Source organism: Cohnella candidum, from assembly GCF_003713065.1.
Taxonomy (GTDB): domain Bacteria; phylum Bacillota; class Bacilli; order Paenibacillales; family Paenibacillaceae; genus Cohnella; species Cohnella candidum.
Genome location: NZ_CP033433.1, coordinates 4290103 through 4304796 on the forward strand (window position 1 = coordinate 4290103; position 14694 = coordinate 4304796).

Here is a 14694-nt window from a genome sequence, read left to right on the forward strand (position 1 = left end):
TGCTCCCCGGACGAACGGCTTGACGTTCCGGGGGGCTGTTTTGCATTGCTCCCATGCTCGTCCCGCGCGGCCGATTGGTTTATAATGCGTACATAGCGTTTTATCGTTATAGCTTGAACGGGGAATGGGAGAACGGTCGTCATGTCAACGGAACGGAACCCGGGGCCGTCCGCGGGGAAAACGGTATTGAAAGGGGCGGCGCTTCTCGGCGGAGCGGCGCTGATCTCCAAGGTGATCGGAACCTTGCAGAAAATCCCGCTGCAGAACTTCGCCGGCGATGAGGTGTTCGGTTTATACAGCGCGGTGTACGCGCTTGCGATCATGTGGATGACGCTGGCGGCGGCGGGCGTGCCGACCGCGGTCAGCGTGATGGTGGCGGAACGGGAAGCGGAAGGAGACGAGGCGGGGGCCCAGCGCGTCGTCCGCTGGTCGTTCGGGCTGTTGTGCGCGAGCGGGCTGCTCGCCTTCGGCATTCTGCAGGCGGCAGCGCCTCTGTTCGCGGATTGGATGGGCGCGCCTGGAGCGGTGGCAGCCGTCCGCACTTCCTCCATCGCGCTGTTGTTCTCTCCTGCGGCGGCGGTGCTGCGGGGATACCGGCAAGGCCAGATGCGCATGGCCCGCCCCGCGCTGTCCCAGGTGATCGAACAGACGGCGCGCGTCGCCTTCATGCTGGCGATGCTGTGGTGGGCGATCGATGCGGGCTGGAACGCCTCCGCCGCGACGGCGGCCGTCCACGGCGGGTTGGCCGCGGGCGCCGTCGGCGGCCTCGTCGCCATGCTGTGGCCGGAGAGAAGGAGGACGGGCGCCGGCGTCTGGATTCAGGGAGCGGAGACGCCGAAGAAGCGTTCGTCCCGGCCGGACGGCGGCAACGTGAGGATCGTGATTTGGCCGGAAACGCGCAAAACTCTCGTGCGGCGGATCATAACGGTCGCGCTGCCTGTCGCCGCCGCTTCCGTGGTCGCTCCGCTGTTCGGGCTCATCGACGCGTTTTCGATTCCGCGGCTGCTTCAGAATGCGGGGTCGGAAGCGGCCGCTTCCCTTGCGCAGTTCGGCGTTTATAACCGCGGCATCGCCCTGCTTCAGCTCGTGCTGATGGCGGCGGGGGGCGCCGCCTCCGCTCTCGTGCCGGCGCTGACCGCTTCCCGCACGCGCGGCGACGACGCTTCGGAGACCGCCGAGAAAGCGGCATTCGCGCTGAGGCTCGGCTGGTGGCTGGGCGGTGCGTCCGCCATCGGCTTGGCGCTGCTGGCGGCGCCGATCGACATCACGCTGTTCGCCGACGACGCGGGCAGCCGCGCGATCGTGCTGATGGCGCCCGCCGCCGTGTTCGGCACTTTGCAGGCTGTCAGCGGCGGCTTGCTTCAAGGCCGGGGCGATCTGAAGTCCCCGGCCGTCAATCTCGCGGTGGCGGCGGTATTCAAGCTGGCGCTGAACGCCTTGCTCGTGCCGGCGTACGGCATCGAAGGCGCGGCGGCCGGCATGGTCGCCGCCTATGGCGCAGCGGCCGTGCTGAACGCGCTGTCGCTGCGCCAGAAGCTGGCGGTGCCGGCCGCACGGCTCGCCACCGCCTGGAAGCCCGCCGCCGCGCTCGCCGCGATGGCGGCGGCGGTCGCGCTTGCCGCGCTGGCGCTCGGCGCGCTCACGCAGGGCCTGCCGGCCCGCGCCGGGGCGCTGCTCACCGCGCTGCCCGGCGTCGCCGTCGGCGCACTCGCGTTCGCCGCCGCCCTGATCGCCGCGGGAGCCGTCGGCCCGCGGCAATGGCGGGAGCTGCCGGGCTGCGGCCCCGGCTCCCGCATGGATGCCCGGCTCACGAGGCTGCAAGCCGCCGTTCGGCGCAAGACCGCTCCATCCCCATCTTCCCCGGAAGGATGATCGTATAACATGACCGCATCCATCACCGTCGTCGGGCTCGGCTCCGGCGGCGAAGACCAACTGACGCTCGGCGCGCTGAAGGCGCTCGAGCAATCGTCGCTGCGGTTCGCCCGCACGGCGGACCACCCTGCTATAAGCGACTTAAAGGCACGCGGGATCACGTTCGAAACGTTCGATTCCCACTATGAAGCGCACGACCGCTTCGAGGACGTATACGAATCGATTGCGGAAACGCTGCTTCGGACCGCATCGGAGCGGCAAGGCGAATCCGTCATCTACACCGTGCCCGGCCACCCGATGGTCGCCGAGCGGACCGTGCAGCTTCTGCGCGAGCACGCTCCGCAGCGCGGAGTGGAGCTTCGCCTTATCGGCGGAGAGAGCTTCCTGGACCAAGCGTTCGTCCGGCTCGGCTTCGATCCGATCGAGGGCTTCCAGCTTCTTGACGCTTCCGAGCTGACCCGCGAGCAGCTTCGTCCCCGCCTGCACACCGTGATCGGGCAGGTTTACGACGCTTTCACCGCCTCCGACGTGAAACTGGCGCTTATGAACGTCTATCCCGACGACTACCCGGTCGTCGTCGGACAAGCGCTGGGCATTCCCGGCCAGGAGCGCATCCGAACCGTTCCGCTCCACGATCTCGACAGGCTCGACGCTTACGGCAATCTCACGCTCGTCTACATACGCGCGGACGCCGACGACCGGCTGCGCAGGCGCTCCTTCGAGCGGCTCCATGAAATCGTGGCCATCCTGAGAAGTCCCGAAGGATGCCCGTGGGACCGCGAACAGACGCACCAATCGATCCGCAAAAACTTCATCGAAGAAACGTACGAGGCGATCGAAGCGCTCGACAACGACGATCCGGACAACATGAAAGAAGAGTTCGGCGACGTCGTTCTCCAGGTGCTGCTGCACAGCCAGATGGAAGAAGAGGTCGGTACGTTCGACGTCTACGACGTGCTCGCGGAATTGAACGACAAGCTGATCTTCCGCCATCCCCACGTGTTCGGCGGGGAGAACGCGCAGGATGCCGAAGAAGCGCTCAAGAACTGGGAGCAGATGAAAGCCGAGGAGAAACGCCGCAAAGGAGTGCCCGAACGGACTTCCGTGCTGGACGGCATTCCGAAGGACCTGCCCGCGCTTCCACGCGCCTACAAGCTGCAGAAGAAGGCCGCGGGCGTCGGCTTCGACTGGCCGGATCTTACCGGCGTATTCGACAAAATCGAGGAAGAGTTGGCGGAGCTCCGCTACGCGGCCGCGAACGAGACCCCGGAACGCAGCAAGGAAGAATTGGGCGACCTTCTATTTGCCGTGGTGAACGCCGCTAGATTCCTGAAAGCCGATCCGGAAGAGGCGCTGGCCGGCACGAACCGCAAGTTCGCCTCCCGTTTCGGTCATATCGAAGAGAGATTGCGTATAAGCGGCCGAACTTTTGACGAAACTGGTTTACTAGAGATGGAAGAGTGGTGGCAGGAGGCGAAAAACCTTCCCAAGTGACGTCCGAAGATGGTTCCGAAGTCCTGAATTCGGCATTGTTCCGGCATTTTCTGCTTTTTTCGAGAAAAATTTTGTCCGGCCGGCAGGATTTTTTTAGCAAAGAGCAGAATAGTATTCTTCGTGTTTTATCAAAACAACGCGAAAGCCCGCCGCAAGCGGGAAAGCGAATAATCCAACGATACTGGGAGGAATTTTAGAAATGGCAAACAAAACCGACCTGATCAACAACATCGCGACTAAAACGGGCTTGACCAAAAAAGACGTCGAATCCGTACTGAACGGCTTCCTGGGCGAAGTTGAAACCGCTCTGGCTGCAGGCGACAAAGTTCAACTCATCGGCTTCGGCACGTTCGAAACCCGCTCCCGTTCCGGCCGCGTAGGCCGCAACCCGCAAACGGGCAAATCGATCGAAATCCCGGCTTCCAAAGTTCCGGCTTTCAAAGCAGGCAACAAACTGAAAGACGCCGTAAAGTAATTCATGCGTCTGGATAAATTTTTGAAGGTGTCGCGCCTTATCAAGCGCCGCACCGTCGCGAAGGACGTGTCCGATCAAGGGCGCGTCCTTCTCAACGGTAGAGAGGCCAAACCGGGCGCCGTCGTCAAGCCGGGGGACGAGCTCGAGATCCAATTCGGCCAGCGGATCGTCACGGTGCGCATCGAGAAGCTGTCGGAGTCGGCGAAGAAGGAAGACACGCAAGAGATGTACACGGTGCTGAAAGAAGAGTACCGCAAAAACGAAAACGAAGGCCCGTCTTTCCCGTGACCGTGATATTCGGCGGGAGGAACGGGTACATATAAGAGAAGGCTTGATTGACGCCAGAAGCGCCGCCCCAAGGCGGCCTTTTGCATGTTGATGGGAGGCATGAAAATGTCGGGGAATCGGACGTGGGAGATTTGGGTCGGCGCATACGCGTCTCCCGAGGAAGTCGGCATCACGAGACTGGAGCTGAACGGGGAAACGGGAGAGTGGTTGAAGACGTCGGAATACGGCGGCATCGAAAATCCGTCCTTTCTCGCCTTGAACCGTTCGGCCGGCGTGCTGTATGCGGTCAGCGAAACGGAAGAGGTCGAGGGACAGCCGGGCGGTCGGATGATCGCTTATCCCATTACGCAGGATACCCGCAAGCTGGAGTCCGGCTGGGAGCGGCTCACGCATGGAGCGGCTCCGTGCCACGTATCGCTGGATCCGGACGAGCACTGGCTCGCCGTTTCCAACTATAACGGCTCGGCGGTCACCTTGTACCCGCTCGAGCCGGACGGCAAGCCGGGCGACGCCATGGTTCGTTTGCGCCACTCGGGCTCCGGCCCGAATGCGCAGCGGCAGGAGAAGCCCCATCCGCATTCGGCGGTATTCGATCCGCAAGGCGGAGGCTTCCTGTTCGTTCCGGACCTTGGACTCGACCGCGTCGTTATTTACGAGAAGGCCGGGGACGGCACCGACTGGACCGGCTTCGGCGCGGCCGTTCTGTCTCCCGAAGACGGTCCCCGCCACATGGCCTTCCATCCGGACGGCCGCACCGCCTACGTGATCAACGAGCTGAGCAGCAGCGTCACCCGCTTTTCGCACCCCGAGCCCGGCGTGCTGGAGCGGCAGGAGACGGTATCCACGCTGCCTGCTTCCTTCGAGGGACAGAACACGTGCGCGGAAATCGTCGTGTCGCCGAACGGGAAGTACGTCTATGCAAGCAACCGCGGCCATGACAGCATCGCCATTTTCCGGCTGGACGACGCAACCGGCGAGCTGCGCGCCGAAGGCCACGTGTCCACCCGCGGCAGCAATCCGCGCAATTTCGTGCTCACGCCCGACGGCCAGTGGCTGCTTGTCGCCAACCAGGATACGGACAACATCGCCTTATTCAGAGTGGATTCCGCCACCGGACTGCCGATCTTCAGCGGCTCGGAGATTCCGGCGCGCAAGCCCGTGTGCCTGAAGGTCAATCCGCTGTATGCCTCACGCCCGTAATGAGTACTGAGGGCCCTTTCTAAAAAAGGAATTGACGGGGATACTACCGGATGCTAATATCTTGAATATTTCAATCAATCCAATCGGAATTCTCAGAGAGGGGTTTCACAACATGAAGAAATCAAGTCTCGTTCTCGCTTTGCTGCTCGCTTTTACGATGGTGGCGGCCGCATGCGGTAAAAACAACAATGAAGGCGCCGCTTCCCCCGCCGGATCGGCCTCGGCTTCTCCCAGCGCCAGCGCTTCGGCCGGCGGCAAAACGCTGCTGGATACGATTAAAGCGAACGGAAAGATCCGCATCGGCACGGAAGGAACGTACGCTCCGTTCACCTTCCATGACAAAGACGGCAAGCTGACCGGCTTCGACGTCGAAATCGCGCAGGAAGTCTCCAAACGCCTGGGCGTCGAGCCTGAGTTCATCGAAACGAAGTGGGACGGCATGTTCGCCGGTCTGGACGCCAAGCGTTTCGACACGGTAGCCAACGAAGTCTCCATCCGCGACGACCGCAAGGAAAAGTACGATTTCTCGAATCCGTACATCGTTTCCAAAGCGGTGCTGATCGTGCACCAGGACAACAACGACATCAAGAAGCTGGCGGACCTGAAAGGCAAGAAAGCCGGCCAATCGCTGACCAGCAACCTGACCGATATCGCCAAAGCCAACGGAGCCGAAATCGTGCAGACCGAAGGCTTCAACCAAGCGATCGAATTGCTGCTGTCCAAGCGGATCGACGCGACCGTCAACGACGGCTTGTCCTTCCTGGACTTCAAGAAGCAGAAGCCTGACGCCCCGATCAAAATCGTGGATGAAACTTCCGACGCTTCCCACAGCGCGTTCCTCTTCAACAAAGGAAACCCGGAGCTGATCGAAGCCGTCAACAAGGCGCTCGACGAGATGAAGAGCGACGGCACGTATCTCAAAATTTCCGAAAAATACTTCGGCGCCGACGTGTCCAAGTAAAGGACGATCCTTATGACCGAAAGACAATGGCAAATCGCCCAAGATTCGCTGCTACCCCTGCTTAAAGCGGGGGTAGCTTTTACCATTCCGTTGGCCGCGATCTCGTTCGTGCTCGGCTTGCTCGTCGCGGTGCTGACGGCGCTGGCCCGCCTGTACGGCCCGAAGCCGCTGCAGCTGCTCGCGCAATTTTACGTTTGGATCATTCGCGGCACGCCTCTGCTCGTTCAACTGTTCATCTTGTTCTTCGGTCTTCCGAAGGTCGGCATCATCCTGGATCCCTTTCCGGCCGCCGTCATCGGCTTTACCATCAGCGTCGGCGCTTACGGATCCGAGACCGTGAGGGCAGCCATTTTGTCCATCCAGAGGGGGCAATGGGAGGCCAGCTATGCTTTGGGCATGACGAGATGGCAGGCACTCCGGCGCACCGTGCTGCCGCAAGCGGCGCGCGTGGCGACGCCGACGATGGCCAGCGCTTTCATCAGTCTCGTGAAGGACACCTCCCTGGCTTTCTCCATTACCGTGTCCGAAATGTTCCAAAAATCCCAGCAAATCGTCTCCACCACTTACGAACCTTTGCTGCTGTACGTGGAGGTCGCCCTTGTCTATCTGCTCTTCAGTTCCGTGCTCTCTTTCGGGCAAGCCCGCTTGGAGAGGTATTTCGACCGGTATCATGTCCGATAGGAGGGCTGCCGAATGTTAACCATCTCGAATTTGCATAAATCGTTCGGCCCCGTGAACGTGCTGAACGGCATCGACTTGAGCCTGGAGAAGGGCAAGGTGCTGGTTATCATCGGACCTTCCGGCTCGGGCAAAACGACGCTCCTGCGATGCATCAACCTGCTGGAGACCCCGACGGAAGGGACCCTGGCAGTCGGCGATCTCCGCCTGGATTTCGCGCCCGGCAAGAAGCAGAGGAAGTCGGATGTCCTTTCCCTGCGCCAGCGGACCGGCATGGTGTTCCAAAGCTACAACCTGTTCCCGCATCGGACCGCCGTGGCGAACGTGATGGAGGGATTGATCACGGTTCAGCGGACGGACAAGCATCAAGCGAGGTTCCGCGCGTTGGAGCTGCTTCGCAAGGTTGGACTGGAGGACAAGGCGGATCTATATCCGCATCAGCTCTCGGGGGACAACAGCAGCGAGTCGGGATCGCCCGCGCGATCGCGATGGATCCTGATCTGCTGCTGTTCGACGAACCGACCTCGGCGCTGGACCCGGAGCTCGTCGGGGAAGTGCTGAAGGTGATGCGGTCGCTCGCCGCGGAAGGCCGTACGATGGTGGTCGTCACGCACGAAATGAAATTCGCCGAGGAAGCGGCGGATACGGTCGTGCTGATGGATAAAGGCCAGATCGTGGAAATGGGAACGCCTGCCGAAGTGCTTCGCGAATCGGGCAACGAACGGACGAGATCGTTCCTCTCCCGCCTGCACGCGCAATAAGTCCAAGCCCGGTTCTAAACGGACCCTGCACCCCATATGTTAGTGGCATAAGGGAGGGGACGGGCATGGAACACGTCAAAGGCGCGAAACACCAGGAAATCCGCATGCTGAATCGCAAGACGCTGGAAATTACCGGCGTCGGCAACGTCGAGAGCTTCGACAACGAGGAATTCCTCCTCGTCACGGAATGCGGCTACCTCGCGGTGAGAGGCCAGAATCTGCATATGAAAAACCTGAGCCTGGATCAGGGCTTGGTCGCCATCGAGGGCACGGTGAATTCACTCGTCTACCTCGACGGTGCGAGCACGGGCAAATCGAAAGGCTTGTTCGGGAAGTTGTTCAAGTGAACGCGGCTTCCCAATGGTCGACGATCGGTTGGATGGTGTTATGCGGGGCGCTGATGGGGCTCGTGTTCGACTTTTACCGCGTCATCGCCCGCCGGTTCCATATTCCCCGGTGGATGCTCCCGGCGTTCGACGTCGTTTACTGGGCGGCGGCGACGCTTGGGGTGTTCAACGTCCTGCTTGACCATAACCATGGGGAAGTGAGACTCTACGTCTTCCTGGGGCTGGGGATCGGGGTTACCGGCTATTTCGGCTTGCTCAGCCCGCACGTCGTCAAGGCGGCGGACCGCATCGTTACGCTGGTCATAGGACTCGCGGCATGGCTGTGGAAGGCGTTTCGCTTGGTGATCGCGGTACCGTTCCTGTTTCTCGTTCGCATTTTGGCCAAGCTTCTCGACATTGTTTTCGTCATCATCGCCGCGATCCTCCTCTACGTCGGGAAACTGCTCCTTATCCCTCTCATGCCTCTCTGGAATTGGCTGTGGGACAAGTTGCTGCCGGTTCGGAGACGGGTGACGGCTGGGATCGAGGGATGGAAACGGCTCAAAAACCGCATCAAGGCGGCGTGGGAGACGTTTTGGAAAAAAAGTTGATTCTTTCTGTTTCGACACCGATCGAAGCGGGTAATGAATGAATTGAATCGGAAGAATTATATTTCCCGCATCCCAAAATATGCTATAATGATCGCGTCCCACAGTCTTGCTGGAAAGGAGCATTCGGACATGTCATCCCACACGAAGGCAACGCCATCGACGATCGGCGCGCGCAGAAGACTGAAGCTGCTCACGTTCGTTATGGTCTTGTTTCTGAGTTGGGCCGCTTACATACTGGCGAACCAATACGGACAAATGAGCGGGCGTCAAGCCGAATTGCGGGAAACCAGCAAGAAGCTGTCCGAAGCCGAGGCGAAGAACGAGGCGTTGAAGCAAGAGACGCTTCGCCTGAAACAAGACGAGTACGTCGGACAAATCGCGCGCCGGGATTTAGGCATGGGATTGCCGGGAGAACAACCGATTCAGATCCAGAAATAACCTCATGAAAAGCCGTTCCCGTCAAGTGGGACGGGGCATCCGTCGGTTGACCTTGCTTTCCGCTGTCGGTTATAATCGGCATAGCCGAACCCCTGCGGTTCGGTCACACTCAGGTTCAGGGAGGAACATCGGTTTTTATGGCCATCGAAGTGGGCACCAAAATGGAGGGCAAAGTGACCGGCATCACGCATTTCGGAGCGTTTGTGGATCTTTCGGGCGGCGTTACGGGGCTCGTACACATTTCCGAAGTTGCCGACAGCTATGTGAAAGACATCCACGAGCATTTGAAAGTGAATGACGTGGTCACGGTCAAAGTCATCAATGTGGACCAGAACGGGAAGATCGGATTGTCCATCCGCCAGGCCGTAGATAAACCGCCTGAACAGCAGCAGCAGTCGTATCCGCGCGGACCACGCGGCGGAGGCGATCGCGGAGGTCGTCCTTTCAAGGGCGGCGGAGGCGGCGGCCGTGCTTCTTTCGATGACAAATTGAGCCGGTTTTTGAAAGACAGCGAGGAACGCATCTCCTCTCTGAAGAAAAGCACCGAATCCAAACGAGGCGGCCGAGGCGGACGCCGTTCGTAATATAGCAGGATCAGCCGGACCTTCGCGGTCCGGCTTTTTATTTTCACGGCGCCTTCGAACCGAATAAGGATTTCAGCGCCGAGCCATCTTAAAGCCATCTGCGGCTTGCTGCCGGAATGGAGGATTGCGTCTCGATGAATCCCAAGTTCGGTCCTTTGTTCGAAGAATATGTCTTCCCGATCGGCACCCATTTGAAAAACCGTATCGTGATGGCGCCGATGACCAACTGGTCTTCCCATGAGGACGGCACGGTTTCCGATGCGGAGGTCCAATATTATGCGCGCAGGTCCGGCGGGGTCAGCATGGTCATTACGGCATGCGCCTACGTCACGCCGAGCGGCAAAGGCTTCCACGGCGAATTCGGCGCGCATCGGGACGAGATGGTCCCGAGCCTGCGGCGGCTGGCTTCCGCGATTAAGGATAGGGGCGCCAAAGCGGTGCTGCAAATTTTCCACGGCGGGAGGAGCTGTCCGCCGGAGCTCGTGCCGGGCGGAGACGTCGTCAGCGCGAGCGCGGTGCCGGCCGTCGAGCAGGGCTCGCCGGTTCCGCGTCCGCTTACGCACGAGGAAATCGAAGGCATTATCCGGGATTTCGGAGAAGCGACGAGACGCGCCATCGAGGCGGGCTTCGACGGCGTCGAAATCCATGGCGCCAACGGATATCTCATTCAGCAATTTTTCTCGCCTCATTCCAATCGGCGGGACGACCAATGGGGCGGCGACCTGGACGGCAGAATGTCCTTTCCTTTGGCTGTCGTGGAAGAAGTCGTGCGCGTGGCGACGGAGTACGCGGAACGCCCTTTTCTCGTGGGATACCGGTTTTCTCCGGAAGAAGCGGAATCTCCCGGCATCTCGATGGCCGATACGATGCGGCTTCTGGACGCTCTCGTCGAGCAGCCTCTTGATTACCTTCACGTTTCGCTCATGGATTTCTGGTCGGCTCCCCGAACGGAATCGGCGGAAAGCGGGACGCGCATGCAATGGATTCAGCAGCGGGTCGGACAGAAGAAGCCGATCATCGGAGTCGGGGCGATCCGGACGCCGGATGATTCGCTTAAGGCCTTGAAGACGGGCGTTCCGCTGATCGCACTCGGCCGGGAATTGATCATGGAGCCCGACTGGGTCGGCAAAATCGGCGGAGGCAACGATACGGACGTCATGACGACGCTGAATCCGGCCGATCAGGAGAGATTGTTTATCCCGGATCCGTTATGGAACGCGATCATGAACACGCCCGGCTGGTTCCCCGTCGAAAGCAAAAACAAAGCCTGATCCGAGAGGGATCAGGCTTTTTGCGTATCCATCGTTGATCAGGTTGCGACGTTCGAGTTGGCGATGGATCCGACCGAAGCATAGATATGCGGCAGGAAGGTTTGCTCGGAACCGCCCTTCGGCACGTTTAAGTCGATGCGGTAAGCCGAGCCTTTCACGATTTTGACGATCACTTGCTGCGTCAGCTTGTCGCTGCTCGCCGTCAGCATCAGAGCGGTACCGCCCAGCAGAGCGTTCTGGTCTTGTCCGGCGATCTCGCTGACGCTGCCGACTTTGGCCAGCTGCTCGCTTGCCGTTTTCTTAAGGTCGTCCAGGCTGTAGCCGGCCGCCAGCTTCTCGATGTGCGCGTAATAGTTTTGGTCGGCGCTGAGCGTCAGCAGGCTGAGCATGGAGACGAAGGAATACCCGTCCAGAACGTACAACGTGAAGCCTTGTCCTTGGGTCAGTTTTCCGGTCTCTTTGCTCTCTTTGCCGTCCTGCTTGATGGTGAACTCTTTGGTTGCCGGCAAATCCGAACTATCGTTACCCGGGGCGGACGCACTGCTTGACGCGGTCGGCGCCGATGCTCCGGGGGTGGACGACGCTTTGTTTTCGCTGTTCTTGCCGCAACCGGCCAAACCGATCGCCAGCATTAGCGCGCTGAGAACGACGGTCCATTTTTTCGTTTGTGAATTTATGTTGGACACCTCCGATTCTCTTAGGTTAACCGATTTTGGGAAAATGAGCCACGTCCGGAGAAATCCTCAGGGGCAGACCGCTTACATTCGCGGTCATCCGGCAGTCCCCGCGCGGATGGCGTCTGTTTTCAGGGGCTGCGGCGCCGTCGGAAACGCGCGGTTTTTCGCGGGAGAGGGGTTTAGCGGGAGGGGAACGTATTTTCTGTTTGGGGGAAAAACGCCGGACGGGCCGCGGATTCGCGCTTGTCCCGAATACCGTCGTCTGCGGGTCACGGAGGCTGTCGGAAAAAACTTTTGCCGCGGCAACGCCTTCTGACAAACTTTCTGAAAGGGCCCCGTCTATAATGAGAGGCACATTCATTCTGGAGATTGGGGTGTGCAGCATGGACAAGTCGTCCGTCGTACCTTTCATACCGCGTCCGGGCAGCGGTGAATCCACGGCAACGGTGAAGAAAAGGTGGTGGGCCGGCCGAAGGACAAAGCGGTTTGCAGGCGCGCCGCCGGGCCGGTGGGCTCGGATGGGACAGGCCTTGAGCGAACAGAAGTGGCTGCTGTTGACGGTCGGGTTCGGGTTTTTGCTGGGGCGGGCGCAATTGGTCGAGCATCTCGCTCCGTTTGCCGCCGCGTTTTTCGGAGTGGTGCTCTACGTGAGGAGGGAAATGGCGTTCTGGGCGGCGGCTTCCTTGGCCGCGGGGAGCTTCTGGGCCGCGGAGCCGGCGCCGGCGGTGATCCTGGCGGAGATCGGCGTGCTCTATTTGCTGTTCCGGGGTTTGGAGGTTTACGAGAAGGCGGACTTGTCCCATGCGCCGGTGGTGGTGTTCGCTTCCACCCTGCTTGTCCGATTGTTCCATGCGGTGTTGGCGGACAAGCCGAGTTGGCTTCCGTACATGTGGACCGCGGTCGAGGCTGCGCTGGCGTTCGTGCTCACGATGCTGTTCGTTCATGCGTTGCCGCTTCTGAACCGGTCCAAGAAATCGGTCCAGTACCGCCATGAAGAGTGGATCGGACTGCTGATTCTGGCTGCGTGCGTGTTGACCGGGATGACCGGCTGGAGCGTGCAGGGCATGGAACTGACGGACGTGCTGACCCGCTATATCGTGCTTCTGGCCGCATTCGTGGGCGGGGTGTCTCTCGGAACGTCGGCCGGCGTGGTGGCGGGCATGATGCTGACCTTGTCCGATCTCGGGGCGGCGGGGGACATCGGGCTGCTCGCGCTCGGCGGGCTGATGGCCGGCATGATCCGCGAAGGCGGCAAAGCGGGGACCTTGTTCGGCCTGCTGCTCGGCACGACGGTCCTCAGCTTGTTCGCTTCCGACGCAAGCGAAACGCTCAATTCCGCTTGGACGACGGCGGCGGCGGCGGTGCTCTTCTTCTTCACGCCGCGTTCCGTGACCGACGCTATTTCAAAATATGTGCCGGGTACCTCGCATTATGCGCAAAATCAAAAAGATTACGCGCAAAAAGTTCGGGACCTCACGGCGCAGCGGGTGGCGCGGTTTTCCGAGGTGTTCCGTCAGCTGTCGGGCAGCTTCCGCCAAATCACCGAGGCGGGGGATATGGCTCGGCAGAACAAGGATTTCGATCACTTCGCGGGCGCGGTTCACGAGAAAGCCTGCGCAAGCTGCCATCGGCGCGGGCTCTGCTGGGACACGCAGTTTTTCCAGACCTACAAGCTGATGACGGACATGATGGGCGCCGTGTCGGACAATCCGGACTTGCAGCCGGGGGACATGCCGAAGAGCTGGGGAAGGCTCTGCGTCAGAACGCCACAGGTGCTCGACATCCTGAAGCGGGAATACGACCTGTACCGGCACGACCTTCACTGGCGCCGCCAGCTGCAGGACAGCCGATACCTGGTCGCCGATCAGCTGTCCGGAGTCTCCCAGGTCATGGACGACCTCGTCAAGGAAATCCGGCGCGAAGCCCAGCAGATGGAGCTTCAGGAAGGACAAATCCGGGAGGCCATCGACAGGATGGGCCTTGCCGTTCAGAGCATAGATATCATCAGCCTGGAGGAGGGAAAAGTGGAGATCGAGCTGGTCCACGCTTTCCGGACCGGATATGACGAGTGCCGCAAAATGATCGCGCCGCTGCTGTCCGAAATTCTCGGGGAGACGGTCGGCGTCACGCAGGAGAAGACGGGCGAGCCCGCGCCGCATTTGACCACCGTGGTCTTCGCGTCGGCGAAGGCGTACGAAGTCGAGACGGGAGTGGCCGGGGCTGCCAAGGACGGGGATCTTCTCTCCGGCGACAGCTTTACGATTACGGAGCTCGGAAGCGGGAAGTTCGCGGTGGCGCTGAGCGACGGGATGGGGAACGGAGCCCGCGCGCGGATGGAAAGCAGCGCGGCGCTGTCGATGCTGGAGCAGCTGCTGCAGTCGGGCATCGACGAACGGCTGGCGGTCAAATCGGTGAACTCCGTTTTGCTGCTCCGTTCTCCGGAAGAGATGTTCGCGACGGTCGACCTCGCGCTCATCGACCTTTACTCCGCGCACGCGACGATGCTGAAGATCGGCTCCACGCCGAGCTTCATCAAGCGGGGGAGGCAGATCATTCCGATCGCGGCCAACAATTTGCCGATCGGCATCTTACAGGACATCGAAATCGACCTGCTGCGCGTTCAGCTGCTTCCCGGCGACACGCTGATCATGATGACCGACGGCGTGCTCGACGCGCCCGGACATGCCATTAACAAGGAGGTATGGATCAAGAGAGTTTTGCAGGAGATCGAGACGGACGATCCGCAGGAGCTGGCGGACGAGCTGCTCGATATCGCGCTGAAGCAGAACCCCGGCGCGATCCGCGACGACATGACGGTCGTCGTATCGCGCATCACGCGCCATCAGCCGGAGTGGGCGGCGTTCCGCTACCCCGGGCTGGGCCGCGTGGAACGCCCGAGGACGGTGAGCTGAGAAGGGAGATTCGGGGATGAGAAGAGGACAAGCTGGGATGAGCGAAGCTGTAAGACGGAATGGCCGTCTTACGGAGCCGTAGTCGGGCGATTTTGCGGACGCAAGACGGGTTGGCCGTCTTGCAGAGCTCGAGACGCGCGTCGATA

General features: G+C 60.7%; 14 protein-coding genes and 1 pseudogene. 14 read left to right on the top strand and 1 reads right to left on the bottom strand.

Going from position 1 to position 14694, the window contains the following annotated elements:
• The first annotated feature begins 141 nt into the window (after positions 1-141).
• The 13 genes and pseudogenes from EAV92_RS19795 (at position 142) to EAV92_RS19860 (ending at position 10959) form a co-directional block, all read left to right on the top strand.
• Positions 142-1872 carry a putative polysaccharide biosynthesis protein gene (locus EAV92_RS19795; protein WP_123042693.1) on the top strand — a complete coding sequence of 577 codons (1731 nt, stop codon included), beginning with the start codon at positions 142-144 and terminating at the stop codon, positions 1870-1872.
• 9 nt (positions 1873-1881) lie between these two features.
• Positions 1882-3366: a bifunctional methyltransferase/pyrophosphohydrolase YabN gene (yabN, locus tag EAV92_RS19800; protein WP_123042694.1), complete on the top strand. Its 1485-nt coding sequence runs from the start codon at positions 1882-1884 to the stop codon at positions 3364-3366.
• A gap of 199 nt (positions 3367-3565) precedes the next feature.
• Complete coding sequence (locus EAV92_RS19810) at positions 3566-3841, top strand: HU family DNA-binding protein (protein WP_123042696.1); 276 nt, start codon at positions 3566-3568, stop codon at positions 3839-3841.
• Between the two features lie 3 nt (positions 3842-3844).
• Complete coding sequence (locus tag EAV92_RS19815) at positions 3845-4129, top strand: RNA-binding S4 domain-containing protein (protein ID WP_123042697.1); 285 nt, start codon at positions 3845-3847, stop codon at positions 4127-4129.
• Positions 4130-4234: 105 nt separating this feature from the next.
• A complete protein-coding gene (locus EAV92_RS19820; RefSeq protein WP_164472860.1) occupies positions 4235-5329 on the top strand; it encodes a lactonase family protein in 1095 nt (364 codons plus the stop codon).
• Positions 5330-5441: 112 nt separating this feature from the next.
• Positions 5442-6290, top strand: a complete 849-nt coding sequence (locus EAV92_RS19825; protein WP_123042699.1) for an amino acid ABC transporter substrate-binding protein — start codon at positions 5442-5444, stop codon at positions 6288-6290.
• 12 nt (positions 6291-6302) lie between these two features.
• Positions 6303-6971 carry an amino acid ABC transporter permease gene (locus tag EAV92_RS19830; RefSeq protein ID WP_123042700.1) on the top strand — a complete coding sequence of 223 codons (669 nt, stop codon included), beginning with the start codon at positions 6303-6305 and terminating at the stop codon, positions 6969-6971.
• A gap of 12 nt (positions 6972-6983) precedes the next feature.
• A pseudogene (locus EAV92_RS19835) lies at positions 6984-7729 on the top strand (amino acid ABC transporter ATP-binding protein).
• 65 nt (positions 7730-7794) lie between these two features.
• The gene (gene yabP / locus EAV92_RS19840; protein ID WP_123042701.1) at positions 7795-8076 is read left to right on the top strand and encodes a sporulation protein YabP; all 282 of its coding nucleotides are present in this window, start codon (positions 7795-7797) and stop codon (positions 8074-8076) included.
• Positions 8073-8666 (top strand): spore cortex biosynthesis protein YabQ, encoded by a 594-nt coding sequence (yabQ, locus tag EAV92_RS19845; RefSeq protein WP_123042702.1) that lies wholly within the window; start codon positions 8073-8075, stop codon positions 8664-8666. The genes yabP and yabQ overlap by 4 nt, the downstream gene beginning before the upstream one ends.
• Before the next feature lie 129 nt (positions 8667-8795).
• Complete coding sequence (locus tag EAV92_RS19850; protein ID WP_164472861.1) at positions 8796-9104, top strand: FtsB family cell division protein; 309 nt, start codon at positions 8796-8798, stop codon at positions 9102-9104.
• 137 nt (positions 9105-9241) lie between these two features.
• Positions 9242-9688 (top strand): S1 domain-containing RNA-binding protein, encoded by a 447-nt coding sequence (locus EAV92_RS19855; RefSeq protein WP_123042704.1) that lies wholly within the window; start codon positions 9242-9244, stop codon positions 9686-9688.
• Positions 9689-9822: 134 nt separating this feature from the next.
• Positions 9823-10959 carry an NADH-dependent flavin oxidoreductase gene (locus EAV92_RS19860; RefSeq protein ID WP_123042705.1) on the top strand — a complete coding sequence of 379 codons (1137 nt, stop codon included), beginning with the start codon at positions 9823-9825 and terminating at the stop codon, positions 10957-10959.
• Positions 10960-10997: 38 nt separating this feature from the next.
• Here the strand turns inward: EAV92_RS19860 and EAV92_RS19865 are convergent, their stop codons facing one another.
• On the bottom strand, positions 10998-11645 hold the full coding sequence (locus tag EAV92_RS19865; protein WP_123042706.1) for a hypothetical protein: 648 nt from the start codon (positions 11643-11645) through the stop codon (positions 10998-11000).
• 374 nt (positions 11646-12019) lie between these two features.
• Between EAV92_RS19865 and spoIIE the strand changes: the two genes are divergently transcribed.
• Positions 12020-14548: a stage II sporulation protein E gene (spoIIE, locus tag EAV92_RS19870; protein ID WP_123042707.1), complete on the top strand. Its 2529-nt coding sequence runs from the start codon at positions 12020-12022 to the stop codon at positions 14546-14548.
• Positions 14549-14694 lie beyond the last annotated feature (146 nt).

Excerpts from the sequence above, each read along its gene's own strand:
- EAV92_RS19795 (WP_123042693.1), top strand. The coding sequence starts at position 142 with ATGTCAACGGAACGGAACCCGGGGCCGTCCGCGGGGAAAACGGTATTG.
- yabN (WP_123042694.1), top strand. The coding sequence starts at position 1,882 with ATGACCGCATCCATCACCGTCGTCGGGCTCGGCTCCGGCGGCGAAGAC.
- EAV92_RS19810 (WP_123042696.1), top strand. The coding sequence starts at position 3,566 with ATGGCAAACAAAACCGACCTGATCAACAACATCGCGACTAAAACGGGC.
- EAV92_RS19815 (WP_123042697.1), top strand. The coding sequence starts at position 3,845 with ATGCGTCTGGATAAATTTTTGAAGGTGTCGCGCCTTATCAAGCGCCGC.
- EAV92_RS19820 (WP_164472860.1), top strand. The coding sequence starts at position 4,235 with ATGTCGGGGAATCGGACGTGGGAGATTTGGGTCGGCGCATACGCGTCT.
- EAV92_RS19825 (WP_123042699.1), top strand. The coding sequence starts at position 5,442 with ATGAAGAAATCAAGTCTCGTTCTCGCTTTGCTGCTCGCTTTTACGATG.
- EAV92_RS19830 (WP_123042700.1), top strand. The coding sequence starts at position 6,303 with ATGACCGAAAGACAATGGCAAATCGCCCAAGATTCGCTGCTACCCCTG.
- yabP (WP_123042701.1), top strand. The coding sequence starts at position 7,795 with ATGGAACACGTCAAAGGCGCGAAACACCAGGAAATCCGCATGCTGAAT.
- EAV92_RS19850 (WP_164472861.1), top strand. The coding sequence starts at position 8,796 with ATGTCATCCCACACGAAGGCAACGCCATCGACGATCGGCGCGCGCAGA.
- EAV92_RS19855 (WP_123042704.1), top strand. The coding sequence starts at position 9,242 with ATGGCCATCGAAGTGGGCACCAAAATGGAGGGCAAAGTGACCGGCATC.
- EAV92_RS19860 (WP_123042705.1), top strand. The coding sequence starts at position 9,823 with ATGAATCCCAAGTTCGGTCCTTTGTTCGAAGAATATGTCTTCCCGATC.
- spoIIE (WP_123042707.1), top strand. The coding sequence starts at position 12,020 with ATGGACAAGTCGTCCGTCGTACCTTTCATACCGCGTCCGGGCAGCGGT.